The organism is Kitasatospora sp. NBC_00039 (genome assembly GCF_045160625.1).
Lineage (GTDB): Bacteria > Actinomycetota > Actinomycetes > Streptomycetales > Streptomycetaceae > Kitasatospora.
The window spans coordinates 3103839-3124440 of record NZ_CP108289.1 but is presented as its reverse complement, the minus strand read 5'-3'; the positions used below and the strand labels follow the sequence as shown (position 1 = coordinate 3124440).

11 protein-coding genes are annotated in these 20602 nt (G+C 73.5%); 10 read left to right on the top strand and 1 reads right to left on the bottom strand.

Translation table 11 applies throughout. The features are described 5' to 3' along the window. Positions 1-512 precede the first annotated feature (512 nt). From OG286_RS13815 to OG286_RS13775, 9 genes are all read left to right on the top strand, one after another. Positions 513-5057: a HAMP domain-containing protein gene (locus OG286_RS13815; protein ID WP_405366055.1), complete on the top strand. Its 4545-nt coding sequence runs from the start codon at positions 513-515 to the stop codon at positions 5055-5057. A gap of 320 nt (positions 5058-5377) precedes the next feature. Continuing rightward, positions 5378-6013, top strand: a complete 636-nt coding sequence (locus tag OG286_RS13810) for a two-component system response regulator (protein WP_396323823.1) — start codon at positions 5378-5380, stop codon at positions 6011-6013. Positions 6014-6140: 127 nt separating this feature from the next. Beyond that, the gene (locus tag OG286_RS13805; RefSeq protein WP_405365301.1) at positions 6141-8876 is read left to right on the top strand and encodes a DNA translocase FtsK; all 2736 of its coding nucleotides are present in this window, start codon (positions 6141-6143) and stop codon (positions 8874-8876) included. Positions 8877-9140: 264 nt separating this feature from the next. After that, entirely contained in the window at positions 9141-10004 is an 864-nt protein-coding gene (locus OG286_RS13800; protein WP_396323821.1) for a helix-turn-helix domain-containing protein, read from the top strand. Between the two features lie 107 nt (positions 10005-10111). Beyond that, positions 10112-11596, top strand: coding sequence for a 30S ribosomal protein S12 methylthiotransferase RimO (rimO, locus tag OG286_RS13795; protein ID WP_396323820.1), 1485 nt, complete (start codon positions 10112-10114; stop codon positions 11594-11596). Continuing rightward, on the top strand, positions 11593-12231 hold the full coding sequence (gene pgsA, locus OG286_RS13790) for a CDP-diacylglycerol--glycerol-3-phosphate 3-phosphatidyltransferase (RefSeq protein ID WP_396323819.1): 639 nt from the start codon (positions 11593-11595) through the stop codon (positions 12229-12231). Before rimO ends, pgsA begins: the two co-directional genes overlap by 4 nt. A gap of 26 nt (positions 12232-12257) precedes the next feature. Next, positions 12258-12794, top strand: a complete 537-nt coding sequence (locus OG286_RS13785; protein ID WP_405366054.1) for a CinA family protein — start codon at positions 12258-12260, stop codon at positions 12792-12794. Between the two features lie 350 nt (positions 12795-13144). Then, the gene (locus OG286_RS13780) at positions 13145-13513 is read left to right on the top strand and encodes a helix-turn-helix domain-containing protein (RefSeq protein WP_148642736.1); all 369 of its coding nucleotides are present in this window, start codon (positions 13145-13147) and stop codon (positions 13511-13513) included. 54 nt (positions 13514-13567) lie between these two features. Then, a complete protein-coding gene (locus OG286_RS13775) occupies positions 13568-13852 on the top strand; it encodes a hypothetical protein (RefSeq protein WP_396323818.1) in 285 nt (94 codons plus the stop codon). Positions 13853-14011: 159 nt separating this feature from the next. On the opposite strand, the gene OG286_RS13770 is transcribed toward OG286_RS13775, so the two are convergent. Next, positions 14012-18796 (bottom strand): ATP-dependent helicase, encoded by a 4785-nt coding sequence (locus tag OG286_RS13770; protein WP_396323817.1) that lies wholly within the window; start codon positions 18794-18796, stop codon positions 14012-14014. A 217-nt stretch (positions 18797-19013) separates the two neighbouring features. Here OG286_RS13770 and OG286_RS13765 point away from each other — a divergent pair, with 217 nt between their 5' ends. Beyond that, on the top strand, positions 19014-20597 hold the full coding sequence (locus tag OG286_RS13765) for a S8 family serine peptidase (RefSeq protein ID WP_396323816.1): 1584 nt from the start codon (positions 19014-19016) through the stop codon (positions 20595-20597). Positions 20598-20602: the final 5 nt, after the last annotated feature.

Here is a 20602-nt window from a genome sequence, read left to right as displayed (position 1 = left end):
TGTCCGGGTGCGGCGCCGACATCCCCGTGCGCGCCGGCGGGGTGAGCGGCGGCGCTGGGTCGGGTCGTGGCCCGGTGCAGCGCTCCACCCTACTTTCCGGTTGGTTCCCCGTGGGGGCGGGGCGTCGAAACAGGCACCTGAGGGTGATTCTGCCCACCTGTTTCCACCGGGTCGGCACCAACCGAGCGCAACCGGCCGTATACCCGCCGCAAGTCCTGCCAGACTGGGGGGTCCGCGTCGGCCGGTCGGAGCAGTACGGTCGTGTGGGTTCCGGTGGGCCACGAGGTCCGCGGGGACGCAGTTGCGCCGGGCCGGTGTCCGGTTCCGGGCCCCGGACGGGGCGCGGCCGGTCACCGGACAGTTCACGATCTGGGAGGGGCCCGTTGAGTTCGGCCACCAAGGACGCAACCGGTACGACGCCGCCCGCCCAGCGTGGTGCGCGGTCCGGGGCCGCGCCGCGGAGCGCGGCCGGCCGGCGAGCGAACCACAACCGGGGAGCCGAGCCGGCCGAGCTGCGCAAGCTGCTGGCCGCGCTGACCGCGATGCGGGACGGAAACTTCCGCCGCCGGCTGACGGTGCCGGGCGACGGGCCGCTGGCCGAGATCGCCGCGGTGTTCAACGAGGTTGCCGAGCGCAACCAGCACCTGACCGGAGAACTGGCACGGGTGCGGCGGGCGGTGGGCCGTGAGGGCCGGCTGAACGAGCGGCTGGAGACCGGCGCCGGCGAGGGCGCCTGGATGGCCGCCGTCGACAACTGCAACGCGCTGATCGACGACTTGGCCCGGCCGATGGCCGAGGTGGGCCGGGTGCTGGCCTCGATCGCCGAGGGCGACCTCGACCAGAAGATGGAGCTGCGCTCGCTGCACAGCAACGGGGTGAGCCACCCGTTGCGCGGCGAGTACCTGAAGATCGGCCGGACGGTCAACGGGCTGGTGGACCAGCTCTCCGAGTTCACCGACGAGGTGACCAGGGTCGCGATCGAGGTCGGCACCGAGGGCAAGCTCGGCGGCCAGGCCAAGGTGCGCAGCGTCTCGGGCAGTTGGAAGGACCTGGCGGACTCGGTCAACACCATGGCCGGCCGGCTGACCGCGCAGGTGCGCAACATCGCCCAGGTGACGACGGCGGTGGCCAAGGGCGATCTGTCGCGCAAGGTCACGGTCGAGGTGGCCGGCGAGATGCTGGAGCTGAAGAACACCGTCAACACGATGGTGGACCAGCTCAACGGCTTCGCCGCGCAGGTGACCAGGGTGGCCCGGGACGTGGGCACCGAGGGCCGCCTCGGCGGTCAGGCGCAGGTGCCGGGCGTCGCCGGGGTCTGGCGGGACCTGACCGACTCGGTCAACTTCATGGCCGACAACCTGACCGGCCAGGTGCGCAACATCGCCCAGGTGACGACGGCGGTGGCGCGCGGGGATCTCTCGCAGAAGATCGAGGTGGACGCGCGGGGCGAGATCCTGGAGCTGAAGAACACCATCAACACGATGGTGGACCAGCTCTCCGGGTTCGCCGAGCAGGTGACCCGGGTGGCCCGCCAGGTGGGCACTGAGGGGCGGCTGGGGGGCCAGGCGCAGGTGCCCGGCGCGGCCGGTGTGTGGCGCGATCTGACCGACAACGTCAACTTCATGGCGAACAACCTCACCGATCAGGTGCGCAACATCGCCCAGGTGACGACGGCGGTGGCCAAGGGCGACCTGTCGCAGAAGATCCAGGTGGACGCGCGGGGCGAGATCCTCGAACTCAAGAACACCATCAACACGATGGTGGACCAGCTGGGGGCCTTCGCCGACGAGGTGACCAGGGTCGCCCGGGACGTCGGCACCGAGGGCATCCTCGGCGGCCAGGCGAGCGTGCCGGGGGTCTCCGGCACCTGGAAGGACCTGACCAACAGCGTCAACCTGATGGCCAACAACCTGACCAGCCAGGTCCGCAACATCGCCGAGGTGACCACGGCGGTCGCGCGCGGCGACGTCTCCAAGAAGATCACCGTCGACGCCCGCGGCGAGATCCTGGAGCTGGTCACCACCGTCAACACCATGGTCGACCAGTTGTCGGCGTTCGCCGACGAGGTGACCCGGGTGGCCCGCGAGGTGGGCACCGAGGGCATCCTGGGCGGCCAGGCCCGGGTGCGCGGGGTGTCGGGTATCTGGAAGGACCTGACCGACAACGTCAACTTCATGGCGTCCAACCTGACCAGCCAGGTCCGCAACATCGCCGAGGTCGCCACCGCGGTGGCCCGCGGCGACCTCTCCAAGAAGATCGACATCGAGGCGCAGGGCGAGGTCGCGGCGCTGGCCGGCACCCTGAACACGATGGTCGACCAGCTCTCCGCCTTCGCCGTGGAGGTGACCAGGGTCGCCCGCGAGGTCGGCACCGACGGCATCCTGGGCGGCCAGGCCGGGGTGCCGGGCGTGGCAGGGATCTGGAAGGACCTGACCGACAACGTCAACCTGATGGCCAACAACCTGACCGGCCAGGTCCGCAACATCGCGCTGGTGATCACGGCGGTGGCCCGCGGCGACCTCTCGCAGAAGATCGACGTGGACGCGCGCGGCGAGATCCTGGAGCTCAAGACCAGCATCAACACCATGGTCGACCAGTTGTCGGCGTTCGCCGACGAGGTGACCCGGGTGGCCCGCGAGGTGGGCACCGACGGGCGGCTCGGCGGTCAGGCCCGCGTCCCCGGTGTGGACGGCACCTGGCAGGACCTCACCGAGTCGGTGAACGAGCTGGCCAACAACCTGACCCGGCAGGTGCGTGCGATCGCGCAGGTCGCCACCGCCGTGACCAGGGGCGACCTGAGCCTGCGGATCGACGTGGACGCCGCCGGCGAGCTCGACGAGCTCAAGGACAACATCAACCAGATGATCGCCAACCTGCGCGAGACCACCCGCACCAACCAGGAACAGGACTGGCTGAAGACCAACCTGGCCCGGATCTCCGGCCTGCTGCAGGGGCGCCGGGACCTGGAGGCGGTCGCGTCGCTGATCATGACCGAGCTGACGCCGGTGGTCTCCGCCCAGCACGGAGCCTTCTTCCTCGCCCAGCCGGCCGGCCGCACCGCCGAGCTGATCACCGAGGACGACGACGAGAACGACACCGTACTGCGGCTGATCGGCAGCTACGGCTACCAGCGGCGGGCGATGCCGACCATCTTCCGGCCCGGCGAGTCGCTGATCGGCCAGGCGGCGGTGGAGAAGCGGGCGATCATCCTCAAGGAGGCGCCGCCCGGATACCTCAAGATCGCCTCGGGCCTCGGGGAGGCCTCGCCGGCCCACATCGTGGTGCTGCCGGTGCTGTTCGAGGGCCGGCTGCTGGGCGTGATCGAGCTGGCCACGTTCAGCTCCTTCACCACCGTCGCGCTGGACTTCCTCAACCAGATCGCCGACCTGATCGGCGTCACCGTCAACACCATCAGCGTCAACACCAAGACCGAGGGCCTGCTGCTGGAGTCCCAGCGGCTGACCGCCGAACTCTCGATGCGGTCCGCCGAGTTGGAGGCGCGCCAGGAGGAACTGGAGCGGACCAACGAGGAGTTGCAGGAGAAGGCCTCGCAGCTCGCCCAGCAGAACCGTGACATCGAGATCAAGAACAGCGAGATCGAGGAGGCCCGGCAGGTCCTGGAGGAGCGCGCCGAGCAGCTCGCCCTCGCGTCCCGGTACAAGAGCGAGTTCCTCGCCAACATGTCGCACGAGCTGCGCACCCCGCTCAACTCGCTGCTGATCCTGGCGAAGCTGCTCTCGGACAACAACGAGGGCAACCTCTCGCCCAAGCAGGTCGAGTTCGCCGACACCATCCACGGCGCCGGTTCCGACCTGCTCCAGCTGATCAACGACATCCTCGACCTCTCCAAGGTCGAGGCGGGCAAGATGGACGTCCGCCCGGCCAGAATCGCCCTCGTCCAGCTGGTCGACTACGTGGAGGCCACCTTCCAGCCGGTCGCGCTGGACAAGAGCCTCGACTTCGCCGTCCGGGTCTCGCCCGCGCTGCCGGTCACCCTGCACACCGACGAGCAGCGGCTCCAGCAGGTGCTGCGCAACCTGATCTCCAACGCGGTCAAGTTCACCGACGCGGGGGCGGTCGACTTCTCGATCAGCCAGGCCGGCACCGACGTCCCGCAGCACGTCCGGGAACGGCTGCTGGAGGCCGGCGCGATCCAGGGCCCGGACGACGAGCTGATCGCCTTCTCCGTCTCCGACACCGGCATCGGCATCCCCGACAACAAGCTGCGGGAGATCTTCGAGGCGTTCAAGCAGGCCGACGGCACCACCAGCCGCAAGTACGGCGGCACCGGCCTCGGGCTGTCGATCAGCCGGGAGATCGCCCGCCTGCTCGGCGGCGAGATCCACGCCGAGAGCGAGCTGGGCAGGGGCTCCACCTTCACCCTCTACCTGCCGCTGCGCACCGAGGGCGCGGGCACCCCGGGCGGTGTGCCGTTGCCGGCCCCGAACACCCCGGCGGTGCGCGCCGCCGTCGGCGTGACGCCGGCCGGCACGCCCGTCCCGGTCGGCGAGAACCCGGCCGACCACTGGGCCCAGGAGGTCCGCGAACTCGCCGAGGAGCGCCGCCGGGGCGCCGTCGAACGGCGCCGTGCCGCCGCCCTGGAGACCTCCGCTGAGGGCCGCCCGCCGGCCGTCGGCCCCGTCGCCCGCCCGGGCGGACGGGTGGACGCCCGCTTCGACGGCCAGCAGGTGCTGATCGTGGACGACGACGTCCGCAACGTCTTCGCGCTCACCAGCGTCCTGGAGCAGCACGGCCTGACCGTCCTCTACGCGGAGAACGGCCGCGAGGGCATCGAGATGCTGGAGCAGCACGAGAACGTCGCGCTGGTCCTGATGGACATCATGATGCCGGAGATGGACGGCTACGCGACCACCGAGGCGATCCGCCGGATGCCCCAGTTCGCCGGCCTCCCGATCATCGCGCTGACCGCTAAGGCGATGAAGGGCGACCGGGAGAAGTCCCTGGAGGCCGGGGCCACCGACCACATCACCAAGCCGGTCGAGACCGACCACCTGCTGACGGTGATGCACGAGTGGCTGACGGTCCGGAAGGGATAGCCGCCGCGGGGCCCCGCCGGACCGGGACGACCGGCGGGGGCGTGCAGCGGCCGGCCCGCTCCGGCGTTCACGCCCGCGGGCGGGCCGTTTGCTGGCGGGGAGGGGCGGGAACCGGGTAGGGTCACCGATCGTTGCGAACAGTGACCGGACGGCGACTCGCTGCTGAGCGTGCGCCGGGGCACTGGGTGCACACTGCTGCGGATCACATCCTGACGAAGCGGTGTGCCGGGCGAGGGGGTGCGGCTAGCATGACCGGGGTAATGGTGGGCAGTACGCGGGTGCCTTCCCCAGGCAGGCAGGCAACAGGAGGGCGGGCCGTAATGCAGAAGGCGAAGATCCTCCTGGTCGACGACCGGCCGGAGAACCTTCTGGCGCTGGAGGCGATCCTCTCCGCGCTGGACCAGACGCTGGTGCGCGCGGCCTCCGGCGAGGAGGCGCTCAAGGCGCTGCTCACCGACGACTTCGCGGTGATCCTGCTCGACGTCCAGATGCCCGGCATGGACGGCTTCGAGACGGCCGCGCACATCAAACGGCGCGAGCGCACCCGGGACATCCCGATCATCTTCCTGACCGCGATCAACCACGGGCCGCACCACACCTTCCGCGGCTACGCGGCCGGCGCGGTGGACTACATCTCCAAGCCCTTCGACCCGTGGGTGCTGCGTGCCAAGGTGTCGGTCTTCGTCGACCTCTACATGAAGAACTGCCAGCTCAGGGAGCAGGCCGCACTGCTGCGCCTGCAACTGGAGGCGGGCGGCGAGCAGCAGGCCATCGGCGGTGCGCTGCTGGGCGAGCTGTCGGCGCGGCTGGCGTCGGTGGAGGAGCAGGCCGAGGCGCTGGTCAAGCAGCTGGACGGCGCCGAGGACGGCGGGGTCGCCGCCACCGCGGCGCACCTGGAGCGGAAGCTGGCAGGTCTGCGCAGGGCGCTGGACGCGCTGCGCCCCGGCGTGGAGTAGCCGGCAGGCGCCCGTCTGCCCCGTCCGGGTGAAACCGGATCAGCGTGACGGTGTGTCTGCGACACGTCCGGGCACCTCGCACCGAGCGCGTGGGCACAGTCGGCGTGCCCCGGTAGGCTGCTGAGCCATGGCCACACGTACGCCCGGAAGCGCGGCACGCAGTTCGAGTCCGGGACCGTCCAAGAAGGCCGCGGCGAAGGCTCCGGCCAAGCCGCCCGCGAAGAAGACGGCCGCCAAGAAGGCCGCCCCGGCGAGGAAGGCCCCGGCGAAGCCCGCTCCGGCGCCGCCGCCCCCGCCGAGGCCGATACTCTTCCGCGCCGTCCTGGCCGTCTGGCTCGGCCTCGCGCACGCGGTCGGAGCGGTCTTCCGTGGCTTCGGCGACGGCGCCAAGAACCTGGATCCGGCCCACCGCAAGGACGGCGTCGGCCTGCTGCTGCTCGCGCTGGCGCTGGTCACCGCGGCCGGCACCTGGTTCAGCCCGCAGGGCTGGCTCGGCGAGGCGGCCACCAACGTGGTCTCCGGGCTGTTCGGCCGCCTCGACGTGCTGGTGCCGTTCCTGCTGGCGGCGGTCGGGATCCGGCTGATGCGCCACCCGGAGCTGCCGGAGGCCAACGGGCGGATCATGATCGGCCTCAGCGCGCTGGTGGTCGGTGTCCTCGGCCTGGTCCACATCGGTTGCGGCGCGCCCATGATGGGCAGCGGCGCGACCCGGATAAGGGCGGCCGGCGGCATCGTCGGCTGGGCCGTGTCGACCCCGATGATGGCCGCCGCCGGGCCTCCGCTCGCGGTGCCGCTCCTTCTGCTGCTGGCCTTCTTCGGCCTGCTGGTGACCACCGCCACCCCGGTCAACCGGATCCCCGAGCGCCTGCGCGCGGCCGGGGTGCGGCTCGGCGTGGTCGAGCCGGGCCCGGAGGACCGGTTCGCCGACGGGCGCACGCCGGAGCGCGAGCTCTCCACCGAGCCGCCGGAGGACGCCGACCCGTCGGCGCTGCCCTTCACCGTGGACACCGACGGCGACACCCCGCAGGACGAGGTGGCCGCCCGCCGGCGCCGCCGCCGGCGCAAGCAGCCGGACGACCCGGAGGCGGCCTCCGGGACGCCGGACGGGGACCCGTTCGCCAAGGATCCTTTCGCCAAGGATCCTTTCGTCAAGGACCTGGAGGACCCGTACGCCACCCGGGACCTCGCCGCGGGCGCCGCCGCCGACCTGGACGGCGCCCTGGTCTACGGCGTGCCCGCCTCCTCCGCGGTGGCGGACATGATGCACCAGGTGCAGGACCGCACCGCCCCGCCGGAGGAGCCCGCCGTCCCCGCCGCCCGCAGCGCCGCTGCCGGCCCGGGAGCACCCGAGGAGCACGCCCCGGCGCCGGTGCGGATGGAGCAGCTCCAGCTCTCCGAAGGCATCACCTACGCGCTGCCCCCGCTCGACCTGCTGGAGCGCGGCGGCCCGGCCAAGGCCCGCAGCGCCCTCAACGACGAGGTGGTGGCGCAGCTCACCAGCACCTTCGGCGAGTTCAAGGTGGACGCCCGGGTCACCGGCTTCACCCGCGGTCCGACGGTCACCCGGTACGAGGTCGAGCTGGGCCCTGCCGTGAAGGTGGAGCGGATCACCGCGCTCGGCAAGAACATCGCGTACGCGGTGGCCAGCCCGGACGTCCGGATCATCAGCCCGATCCCGGGCAAGTCCGCGGTCGGCATCGAGATCCCCAACCGGGACCGCGAGATGGTCAACCTCGGCGACCTGCTGCGTTCGCGCACGGCCGCCGACGACACCCACCCGATGGTCGTCGGCATGGGCAAGGACGTCGAGGGCCACACCGTGATGGCCAACCTCGCCAAGATGCCGCACATCCTGGTGGCCGGCGCGACCGGCGCGGGCAAGTCGTCCTGCATCAACTGCCTGATCACCTCGGTACTGGCCCGGGCCACCCCGGACGAGGTCCGGATGGTCCTGGTCGACCCGAAGCGGGTCGAGCTGACCGCGTACGAGGGCATCCCGCACCTGATCACGCCGATCATCACCAACCCCAAGAAGGCCGCCGAGGCCCTCCAGTGGGTGGTGCGCGAGATGGACCTGCGCTACGACGACCTCGCCGCGTACGGGTTCCGGCACGTGGACGACTTCAACGCGGCGGTGAAGGCCGGCAGGGTCACCCCGCCGCTCGGCAGCGAGCGCGAGCTGAAGCCGTACCCGTACCTGCTGGTGATCGTCGACGAGCTGGCGGACCTGATGATGGTCGCCCCGCGCGACGTCGAGGACTCGGTGGTCCGGATCACCCAGCTCGCCCGGGCCGCCGGCATCCACCTGGTACTGGCGACCCAGCGGCCCTCGGTGGACGTGGTCACCGGTCTGATCAAGGCCAACGTGCCCTCCCGGCTGGCGTTCGCGACCTCGGCGATGGCCGACTCGCGGGTCATCCTGGACCAGCCGGGCGCCGAGAAGCTGATCGGCAAGGGTGACGCGCTCTTCCTGCCGATGGGTGCGAGCAAGCCGATCCGGATGCAGGGCGCGTTCGTCACCGAGGCGGAGATCGCCGCGATCGTCCAGCACTGCAAGGACCAGCTGACGGCCGTCTACCGGGACGACGTCACGGTCGGCGGCGGGCCGAAGAAGGAGATCGACGAGGAGATCGGCGACGACCTGGACCTGCTGATCCAGGCCGCGGAGCTGGTCGTCTCCACCCAGTTCGGCTCGACCTCGATGCTCCAGCGCAAGCTCCGGGTCGGCTTCGCCAAGGCCGGCCGGCTGATGGACCTGATGGAGTCGCGCGGGATCGTCGGCCCGAGCGAGGGCTCCAAGGCCCGCGACGTGCTGGTGAAACCGGACGAGCTGGACGGTGTGATCGTCGCCATCCGCGGCTGACCGCTCCGTGCCTCCGGCGGGTGTTCACTCGTTCGGAGGAGGGTAGGCGCGAGGTGCGGAACCGAACGTACGCACACGGCGTCACAGGGCGGAAAGGGACGGCCTCGGTGAACGGCGGCCCCCGCCCTGACAACCGGTCAGTGGCCGGTAGGGACCAGGTTCGGGCGGGTGTGCGCATTCGGGCCTGTTCCGCTTGAGAAACGATCCGCCCCCGCCCCTAGACTGTTCCCCAGCAGGTGGCCATCCGCTCGAAAGGCGTGCCCCGTGACCATCGGCAAGTCCCCCGACCGCGAGAACGCCCCGTCGTCCGCCCAGCCTTCCGGCGGCGCGGAGCAGGCGGCCGATGCCGTGAGCATCGGCCGGGTGCTGTCCGCTGCCCGGATCGACGCCGGACTCACGGTGGACCAGGTCAGTACCGCCACCCGCGTGCGGGTGCCGATCGTGCATGCCATCGAGGAGGACGACTTCGCCCGCTGCGGCGGCGACTTCTACGCCCGTGGCCACATCCGCTCGATTGCCCGGGCGGTCGGCGTGGACGGCGAGGCGCTGGTGGCGCGGTACGACGCCGCGCACGGCGGCGCCCCGGCCACCAAGCGTCCGACCCAGCTGATCGACAGCGGGCCGATCAAGGTCCCCGGCCGCGGCCGGCCGAACTGGACGGCCGCGATGGTCGCCGCGATCTTCGCGGTGGTCGTCCTGATCGGTTTCAACCTGGTCAGCGGCAAGACCGGTGGCTCGACCACCGGCTCGGCCAGCGCGCCGCTGCCCAGCGGCTCCGGCACCGGCTCGGTCGCCCCGGCGCCCTCGCCGAGCGTGCAGCCGCCCGCCCCGGCGCCCAGCGCCGCGGCGATCGCGGCCGCCCCGGCCGACAAGGTGACCGTGAAGCTGGTCGCCGAGAAGGACACCAGCTGGGTCTCGGCGCTGGACGGAAGCGGCAAGTCGCTGTTCCAGAACAACATCGAGGAGGGTCAGGACCAGACCTTCACCGACCCCAAGCAGATCAAGCTGGTGATCGGCAACGCCGGTGCCGTGCACGTGTACGTCAACGGCAAGGACCTCGGCCCGGCGGGCAAGAACGGCCAGGTGGTGCACGTCACGTACACCCCCGGAGACCCGCAGGCGGGCTGACCACGAGCGGCCTCCGGCCCGGCGAAGGTCCGGTGAAGGTCCGGTAATCCGAGGCGCGCGGCCTCCGGGGCGAACGGCCCCGGCGGCCGCGCGTTAATCTTGGCCCTATGCCTGAACGCCGTACTGTCGCCCTTGTCACGCTCGGATGCGCCCGCAACGAGGTGGACTCCGAGGAACTCGCCGGGCGACTGGAGGCCGACGGCTGGTTGCTGGTCGACGACGCCGCCGACGCCGACGTCGCCGTCGTCAACACCTGCGGCTTTGTCGAGGCCGCCAAGAAGGACTCGGTCGACGCCCTCCTGGAGGCCAACGACCTCAAGGGGCACGGCCGCACCCAGGCCGTCGTCGCGGTCGGCTGCATGGCCGAGCGGTACGGCAAGGAGCTGGCGGACGCCCTGCCCGAGGCGGACGGCGTGCTCGGCTTCGACGACTACTCCGACATCTCCGACCGCCTCCAGACCATCCTGTCCGGGGGCCACCACGCCCCGCACATCCCGCGCGACCGCCGCAAGCTGCTGCCGCTGAGCCCGGTCGAGCGCCAGGCCGCCGCCGCCGAGGTCGCCCTGCCGGGCCACGGCGCCGCCGAGACCGTGCCGGAGGACCTCCCCGAGGGCCTCGCCCCCGCCTCCGGGCCGCGCACCCTGCGCAAGCGGCTGGACGACAGCCCGGTGGCCTCGGTGAAGCTCGCCTCCGGCTGCGACCGGCGGTGTTCCTTCTGCGCCATCCCGGCCTTCCGCGGCTCGTTCATCTCGCGCCGCCCCTCCGACGTGCTCCAGGAGGCCCAGTGGCTGGCCTCGCAGGGCGTCCGCGAGGTGGTGCTGGTCAGCGAGAACAACACCTCGTACGGCAAGGACCTCGGCGACATCCGCCTGCTGGAGACGCTGCTCGGTGAGATCTCCGCGATCGAGGGCGTCGAGCGGGTCCGGGTCTCCTACCTCCAGCCGGCCGAGATGCGGCCCGGGCTGATCGACGCGATGACCGGCACCACCGACGTGGTGCCCTACTTCGACCTCTCGTTCCAGCACTCGGCGCCCGCGGTGCTGCGCCGGATGCGCCGCTTCGGCTCCACCGACCAGTTCCTCGAGCTGCTCGGGACCATCCGTGGCAAGGCCCCGCAGGCCGGCGCCCGGTCCAACTTCATCGTCGGCTTCCCCGGCGAGACCGAGGAGGACTTCGCCGAGCTGGAGCGCTTCATCACCCACGCCGGCCTGGACGCGATCGGCGTCTTCGGCTACTCCGACGAGGACGGCACCGAGGCCGCGACCTACGACGGCAAGCTGCCCGAGGACGTGGTGGCGGACCGGCTGGCCCGGCTCAGCCGGCTCGCCGAGGAGATGACCGCCCAGCGGGCCGAGCAGCGGATCGGCACCGAGGTCGAGGTGCTCATCGAGTCGGTGGAGGGCGACCTCGTCGAGGGCCGCGCCGCCCACCAGGCTCCCGAGACGGACGGCCTCACCACGCTCACGGGCGTGGAGAACCCCGAGATCGGCCAGTTCCACCGGGCCCGGGTCGTCGCCAGCGAGGGCGTCGACCTGGTCGCCGAGGCGCTGGAGCAGGTGCGGGTCGGCCAGGCCCCGGGAGCCGGGGAATGACCAAGGGGCCCGGCGCCCCGGCCGCGGCCCACCCGGGCAGACCGGCGGCCGCGGTGCCGCCGGCGCCGGGGATCTGGAACATCGCCAACATGCTCACGATGCTCCGGCTGCTGCTGGTGCCGGTCTTCGTGGCGCTGCTCTTCGCCGACGGCGGGCACGACCCCAAGTGGCGCGCGGTGGCCTGGGCCTCGTTCGCGGTCGCGATGATCACCGACCTGTTCGACGGCGAGCTGGCCCGGCGCAAGGGCCTGGTCACCGACTTCGGCAAGATCGCCGACCCGATCGCCGACAAGGCGATCATGGGCGCGGCGCTGATCGGGCTCTCCGTGCTGGGCGACCTGCCCTGGTGGGTCACGGTGATCATCCTGGCCCGCGAGCTCGGCATCACCGTGATGCGGTTCTGGGTGATCCGGTACGGGGTCATCCCGGCCAGCCGGGGCGGCAAGCTGAAGACGCTCACCCAGGGCATCGCGGTCGGCATGTACGTCCTGGTGCTGACCGGCTGGCTCGCCACCGGGCGGGCCGTGCTGATGGGGCTGGCGGTGCTGCTGACCGTCGGCACCGCGCTGGACTACATCGGGCAGGCGCTGCGGCTGCGCCGCGAGGGGATCGCGGCGGAGCGCGAGGGCCGGTGACGGGGGAGCACGGGGTGGACGGCCGGATGGAGCGCGGGGCGCACAACGCGGCGGACGCCGGGGCGGCTGCCCCGGCGGACTACGCGCTGGCGGTGAAGGCGCACGCCGCGCTGCGCGGGGAGGGCAGCACGGTGGCGGTGGCGGAGTCGCTCACCGGCGGGCTGCTGGCGGCGGCGCTGGTAGACGTCCCCGGGGCGTCCGCGACCTTCCGAGGGTCGGTCACCGCGTACGCGACCGAGCTGAAGGCGTCGGTGCTGGGCGTCGACGAGGGCCTGCTGGCCGTTCACGGGCCGGTCCACCCGGTGGTGGCACGGCAGATGGCCGAGGGCGTGCGCCGGCTGCTGGGCGCCACCTACGGGGTGGCCACGACCGGGGTGGCGGGGCCGGACCCGCAGGACGGGCAGCCGGTGGGCACGGTACACCTCGCGGTCGCCGGTCCGGGGGGAAGTCTGGTCAGTTCGCCCCGGCTGTCGGGGGAGCGTGCCACAATCCGTCACGGGGCGGTGACCGCCGCCCTGGAGCTGCTCGTCGGGCGGCTTCCGTCCGGTGCGCCCACGCACTGACCCGTCGCTGACCCACCGTGGAGGCGTCACAGAGGCTCCGCCCGACAAGATCTCCACCGAACCGAGATCTCCCGAACTGGCGTACGGGTATGGCGTAGCTGGAGGATCGTGTTACATGCAGGGGCCTGGTTGGGCAGAAACCAGGTGGCGAACGAGTGGCTTGGCGGTGCCCGGGCGCCGCACGGGGGGTACGAAGAGGTGCCCGCCGACCCGGGTGCGACACCGAAACAGGGGAGGGGACAGCCTTGCAGCCCAGAGTGAACACGACCATGGTCCCCGCACGCGAAGCGGGCAAGGCGGTACGGTGGGGGCGTGACATCTCGATCCGCAGTCCGAGGAGGGAGGCACCGATGATCCTGCTCCGTCGCCTACTGGGCGATGTACTGCGTCGGCAGCGCCAGCGCCAGGGCCGCACACTCCGCGAGGTGTCGGCGGCCGCCAGGGTTTCGCTCGGTTACCTCTCCGAGGTCGAGCGGGGTCAGAAGGAGGCCTCTTCGGAGCTGCTCTCCGCGATCTGCGACGCACTCGACGTCCGTATGTCCGAGGTCATGCGCGAGGTCAGCGACGAACTCTCGCTCGCCGAACTTGCGGCGATGGCCACCCTCTCCGAAGGTGAACTGCTGAGGCCGGTGCTCGAACCGGTACCGCTGCCCGCCCCCGGCACCGACCGGGCGAACCTCTCGCCCAAGGCTGCCGCGATGGACGTGGTCGCCGCCTGACCTGGCCTCGACGCCCGGGCGCCTGGTGCCCGGGGCGAGCGAAGGAGGGCGGTCATGCAAAGAGCTGTGACGGCGTACGCCGAAGCCCGGATACGGCTGGGGCGGCTGATGCCCCGGCCTTTGCGTGCAGGCCTGGTGGTGCTCGCGGGCGGGCTCGGCTGGTGGGTTCTGGTGGTCCAGGGACAACTGGCCGACGGTGCCGCACTGGGGCTCCTCGCGGCCGGCGGCTGGGGGCTCGGGCTGATTCCGGTCCATGCCGACCGGTGGTCCACCGGGCCGTTGCCACGCCGGACGGGTGAGCCGGCGGCCCGGGTGGAGGCGGAGCCTCCGGTCGGGTGATGTGACCGGATGACGTCCGGGGTGATCCCTTCCGTGGTCTCCCGGGCGCCAGGAGTACTGCGGTGCGAAGGCCGCGAGGTGGGTTCCCGCCTCGCGGCCTTCGTCGTGCCCGGCCGTCGCCCGGGGCTGCCTCCTGGGGCCGTCTCCCGGGGCAGCCGGTCAGGGCCGCAGCCGCAGTCCGCGCGGGGTGGCGTGGAAGCCCGCCTCCTCCAGGGCGGCGCCGAGCGCCGAACCGAGGGCGGGCTCGCCGTTGGCCCGTTCGACCGTGACGCTGCCGAGCGCGCCCCCGCGGACGGCCGAGGCGAGGGCCGAGGCGGCCAGTGCGCGGGTGCCCTCGTCCTCCGGCCAGGCCAGCAGGGACTTGCCGCCCCGCTCGATGTAGAGGGCCAGCTCGCCGTCCACCAGGACCACCAGGGCGCCCGCCTTGCGGCCCGGCCGGTGTGCCTTGGCGGCCCGGCTCTCCGTGGCCCCCTCCGGCCCTGCTGCCCGGTCCGCCCCGCCGGTGTCACCGGCCGGGGCGCCGGGTGGCTCGGGCCACGGCAGTGCGGCGCCGTAGGCGTTGGCCGGGTCGGCGGCGGCCAGCACCAGCACCTGCGGCGGCTCGGCCGCGAGGCCCGCACCCCACTCGGTGGCCCGGGCCCGCTCCAGCCGGCCGTTGACCGACCGCAACCGGTCCGCGGCGCCCTCCATGGCGAACTGGGCACCGCCCAGCCCCTCCACGAAGTACCCGCGGCGGGCCCGGCCGCGCTCCTCCATCGCGGCCAGGACCCGGTACACCCCGGCGAACCCGCCCGGGACCCGCTCGGCGACCACGGTGCCCCGGGTGAGCAGGCCGTGCCGGTCCAGCAGGCTCTGCGCCCGGGCGGTGGCGCGGACCGTCGGGTCGGTGTCGAAGGGCGGCAGCAGCGACCAGCGCCCGGCCACCGTGGGCGGGCCGCTGCGCAGGGCCCCGCCGATCCGGCCGAACGGGCGGCCGGCGCCGCCGTAGCGGCCGCGCGGGGTGGCCCGGGGCGCGCGGTGGGCGGTCGCGCCAGCCGTCCGGCCCGAGCCGAGCAGGGCCCGGAGCGGGGCCAGGGTGTCGTTGCTGACGTACCCGGCCCAGACCAAGTCCCAGAGGGCCTCGACGAGCTCGGGCTCGGGGGTGTCCGGGAGGTGCGCGACGAGCTGGCGGAAGAAGAGCCCGTAGCCGCCCGCCAGCGCCTCCATCAGCGCGGTGTGCACGGGGGTGACGGCCGGCGGGACCGGCTCGGGGCGCAGCAGATGGGCCGTCTCGGCGAGGTGCAGGCTGATCCAGCCGTCCTTGCCGGGCAGGGCGCCGGCGCCGGACCAGCCGATCTCGCCGGCCGCCATCAGCTCGTCCAGCAGGTTGGGGGAGTAGTCGGAGAGCCGGGCCGGGAGGATCAGCTTCTCCAGCGCCGACGCGGGCAGGGCGGTGCCCTGGAGCTGCTCGACCACCCGGAGCAGGCCGTCGGGGCCGCGCAGCCGGTGGCCGGCAAGGTGCTGCCACTGGGGGAGGAAGGCGGCCAGGGCGCGCGGCGGGACGGCCTCGACCTCCTGGCGCAGGGCGGCGAGCGAGCGGCGTCGCAGCCGGCGGAGCACCTCGGCGTCACACCACTCGACGGTGGCGGTGTGGCCCTCGACCGGCCGGAACTCGCCCTGGACGAGCCGGCCCGCGGCGGTGAGCCGGTGCAGGGTGCCGGTGACCACGGCGGTTCCGAGGCCGAATCGGGCGGCGGCCTCGGCGGCGGTGAAGGGGCCGTGGGTGCGGGCGTGCCGCGCGAGGAGGTCCCCCAGCGGGTCCTTGACCGGTTCGGTGAAGGCCTCGGGGACGCCGACCGGCAGCGGGGTGCCGAGGGCGTCGCGCAGGCGCCCGGCGTCCTCGATGGCGGCCCAGCGCTGCTCGCCGGCGATCCGTACGGCGATCACCCGGCGGGCGGCCTCCAGCTCCAGGGCCCAGAGCGGTTCGGCGCCGCGGGCGCTGAGCTCGGCCTCGGTGAGCGGGCCGAGCAGGCGCAGCGCGTCGGCGACGCCCTCGGCGTCCTTGATCCGGCGCTCGGGGGTGAGGCGCTGGAGCTCGGCCTCCAGCTCGGCGAGGACCTGCGGGTCGAGCAGCTCGCGCAGCTCTGCCTGGCCGAGGAGTTCGGAGAGCAGCCGGGAGTCGAGCGAGAGGGCGGCGGCGCGGCGCTCGGCGAGCGGGGAGTCGCCCTCGTAGAGGAACTGGGCGACGTAGCCGAAGAGCAGCGAGCGGGCGAACGGGGACGGCTCGGGGGTGGTGACCTCGACCAGGCGGACGGCGCGGGATTCGAGATCCCCCATCAGCTCGACCAGGCCGGGCACGTCGAAGACGTCCTGGAGGCACTCCCGGACGGCCTCCAGCACGATCGGGAAGGAGCCGTACTCGGAGGCGACTTCGAGGAGTTGGGCGGCGCGCTGGCGCTGCTGCCAGAGCGGGGTGCGCCGGCCGGGGCTGCGGCGGGGGAGCAGCAGGGCCCGGCCGGCGCACTCGCGGAAGCGGGAGGCGAACAGGGCGGAGCCGCCGACCTGGTCGGTGACGAGCTGTTCGATCTCGCCCGGGTCGAACAGGGCGGCGTCGGCGCCGACCGGGGCGTCGTCGGTGACGGGCCTGTCGGAGGGGCCGCCGAAGTCGAAGTCGGTGGCCAGCAGGTCGGCGTCGGGCAGGCGGAGCACGATGCCGTCGTCGGCGTGCATGACCTGCGGGTCGAGGCCGTGCTTCTCGCGCAGCCGGGCGGCGAGCGCGAGCGCCCAGGGGGCGTGCACCTGGGCGCCGAACGGCGAGTGGATGACGATCCGCCAGTCGCCCAGCTCGTCCCGGAAGCGCTCGACCACGATGGTGCGGTCGTCCGGGAGGTGGCCGCAGGCGGCGCGCTGCTCGGCGAGGTAGTCGAGCAGGTTGCCGGCCGCCCAGTCGTCCAGGCCGGCCTGCTTGAGCCGGGCGGTGGCGGCCGCGGGCTCCATGCCGCCCAGCTCGCGGGTGAACGCGCCGAGGGCGCGGCCGAGTTCGAGCGGGCGGCCGAGGGTGTCGCCCTTCCAGAACGGGAGCCGGCCGGGGATGCCGGGGGCGGGGGTGACCAGCACCTGGTCGTGGGTGATCTCCTCGATCCGCCAGGAGGTGGTGCCGAGGGTGAAGACGTCCCCCACCCGGGACTCGTAGACCATCTCCTCGTCCAGCTCCCCGACCCGGCCGCCGCCCTTCCTGCCGCTCTTCGCATCGGACGCGGCGCTGCCCGCGATGAAGACGCCGAACAGGCCGCGGTCGGGGATGGTGCCGCCGGAGGTCACGGCGAGCCGCTGGGCGCCGGGGCGGCCGGTGACGGTGCCGGCCACCCGGTCCCAGACCAGGCGGGGGCGCAGCTCGGCGAAGGCGTCCGAGGGGTAGCGGCCGGCCAGCATGTCGAGCACGGCGTCGAAGGCGGACTGCGGCAGGGTGGCGAACGGCGCGGCCCGGCGGACCAGGGCGATCAGGTCGTCCACCGGCCAGGTGTCCAGTGCCGTCATCGCGACCAGCTGCTGGGCCAGCACGTCCAGCGGGTTGCGCGGGATGCGCAGCGCCTCGATCCGGCCGGCCCTCATCCGTTCGGTGACCACGGCGGACTGGACGAGGTCACCCCGGTACTTGGGGAAGAAGACGCCGGTGGAGACGGCGCCGACCTGGTGGCCGGCCCGGCCGACCCGCTGGAGGCCGGAGGCTACCGAGGGCGGGGACTCGACCTGGACGACCAGCTCGACGGCGCCCATGTCGATGCCCAGCTCCAGGCTGGAGGTGGCGACCACGGCGGGCAGCCGGCCGGCCTTCAGCTCCTCCTCGACCAGGGCGCGCTGCTCCTTGGAGACCGAGCCGTGGTGGGCGCGGGCGATGACCGGCGGGGCGCCCTTGGCGACGCCGGACTCGGCCATCACCTGGGCCGGGGAGTGTGCCTCGGGCAGCCGCTCACCGGTGGCGCGCTCGACGGCGATCTCGTTGAGCCGATTGCAGAGCCGCTCGGCGAGGCGGCGGGAGTTGGCGAAGACGATGGTCGAGCGGTGGGCCTGGACCAGGTCGACGATCCGCTCCTCGACGTGCGGCCAGATCGAGGCGCCCCCGGCCTGGGGGCCGGGAGGTGCCCCCAGCCGGGCCGGGGCGCTGTCGGCGGCGCCGCCGACGCTGGGGGCGGGCGGGAGGTCGTCCAGGTCGGGGACGGGGACGACCACAGAGAGGTCGAACTCCTTGGCGGCGGCCGGCTGGACGACGGTGGCGCCGCGCCGGGGGCTGAGGAAACGGGCCACCTCCTCGACCGGGCGGACGGTGGCGGAGAGGCCGATCCGGCGGGCCGGGTGCTCCAGCAGCTCGTCCAGCCGCTCCAGCGAGAGCGCGAGGTGGGCGCCGCGCTTGGTGCCGGCGACGGCGTGCACCTCGTCCAGGATCACCGTGTCGATGCCGCGCAGCGCCTCGCGGGAGGCGGAGGTGAGCAGCAGGAAGAGCGACTCGGGGGTGGTGATCAGGATGTCCGGCGGGTGGGTGGCGAAGCGGCGGCGGTCGGCGGCCGGAGTGTCGCCGGAGCGGATGCCGACCTGGACGTCCGGCTCGGGCAGGCCGAGGCGGACGGAGGCCTGGCGCAGGCCGGCCAGCGGGGCGCGGAGGTTGCGCTCGACGTCGACGGCGAGGGCCTTGAGCGGCGAGATGTAGAGGACGCGGCAGCGGCGCTTCGGCTCGGCGGGCACCGGGGTGCTGCTGAGGCGGTCCAGGGCGGAGAGGAAGGCGGCCAGCGTCTTGCCGGAGCCGGTGGGGGCGACGACCAGGACGTCCGTCTCCTGCCCGATGGCGTGCCAGGCCTCGGCCTGGGCGGTGGTGGGCGCGTGGAAGGCGCCCGTGAACCAGGCCCGGGTGGCCGGGGCGAATCCGGCCAGCGGGTCGGCGGGCGGCTGGGGGTGGGTCTGCGGCGCCATGCCCCCATGGTGCCGGGTGGCACCGACAACGGGCGTGCCGGCGGGCGATGGGCGGCCGGGACGCCGGCCGGGTGCCACCCGCTGCAGTTAAAAAAGGCAAAGAGGACAATCGACTCATATGGTGATGATTCAGACCCAGGGCTCTTCCATGACAACCAGCCCCCCGTGACCACCGGAGCTCCCGCGACCGACCGGGACCGACGAGCGGAGACGTGCCATGGCGCAGGCGCACCCGTCCGGCTGCGGTCCCGCCCAGGCCGGACCGCACCGGGCCCGCGGCCCCCTTCGGGCACTGCTCGCCATGCTCCTCACCGCACTGGTGGTCGGCGGCGCCGTCCCGTACGTGGCCGGGCCCGGCCGCTCCTACCTCAGCTACCTGGTGCTGGCCGAGCAGGAGGACGCCGCCGGGGCCGCCAGGGCAGGCGCCGAGGCGCGCGCCGCCGGCGGGCAGGTCGTCCAGGAGTACCCGCAGATCGGGGCCGTGCTCGCGTACGCCCCCGGCGGCTTCGCCGACAAGGTCCGTACCCGCCCCGGGGTGGCCGCGGTCGGCGCCACCCGGACCGCGCCGGTGCCCAGCCCGCCACGGCCGCTGGACGGCGCCGGGGACTTCGCCGCGGGGACGGGCGCCGACCGGTCCGACGGCGGCCGCAGCACCGACGGCGGCCTCGGCGCGGGCGGCCGCCGCAGCGCCGACGGGGCCGACGACGAGACCGCGACCGTGGCCGACCCGGGCGAGCGCGACGCCTGGAACCTCGCCATGCTCGGTGCCTCGGGCGACCCGGCCGGCGACACTTCGGCCACCCTGCTGCGCAGCCCCTCTGCCGGCCCCGGCGCGCCCTCCGCCGACGCGCTGCGCAAGGTGCTGGTCGCGGTGCTCGACTCCGGCGTCGACGACAGCCACCCGGACCTGCGCGCCGCCGTCGATCCGAAGAGCTCCGCCTCCTGCGCCGACGGCCGCCCCGACGCCCGGACCGGCGCCTGGCGGCCCGACCTCGGCGTCGGCGAGAGCGGCCACGGCACCCACGTCGCCGGGATCGTCGGCGCCGCCCGGGACGGCCACGGCGTCAGCGGCGTGGCACCCGGCGTCCGGATCGCCGCCGTCCGGCTGCTCGGCCCGCTCGGCCAGTACTACGCGGAGAACATCGTCTGCGGCATGCTCTGGGCCGCCGACCACGGCGCCAAGGCGATCAACAACAGCTACTTCGCCGACCCGTGGAAGTACAACTGCCCGCAGGACCCCGACCAGGCAGCGCTGACCGCGGCCGTGGACCGCGCAGTCGGCTACGCCCGGCGGCTGGGTGCGGTGGTGGTGGCCTCGGCCGGCAACGACGGGCAGGACCTCGGCGCCGCCCGCACCGACGAGCGCAGCCCCAACGACCGCACCTCCGGCCCGGCGCAGTCCCGCTACCTCGGCACCGAGTGCGTCCGGCTGCCCGGCGAGCTGCCCGGCGTGGTCACGGTGACCGCCGTCAACCGGGACGGCAGCCCGTCGGCGTACTCCAACTACGGGCGCGGCAAGGTCTCGCTGGCCGCCCCCGGCGGGGACCCGGACGCCGGCGCGCACGGCGCGATCGTCTCCGACTGGCCCGGCGGGCAGTACGCCGCGCTGGCCGGCACCTCGATGGCCGCGGCGCACGTCACCGGCGCGGTCGCGGTGGCCGCCGCGCTCCACCCGGACTGGGACTCCGACCGGCTCGCCGCCCTGTTGGCCGCCACCGCGGCGGCCGCCTGCCCGCCCGGGCCGCTCGGCTGCGGCGACCGCCAGTACTACGGCGCCGGGGCGCTCGCGCTGCCGCACTGAAAACC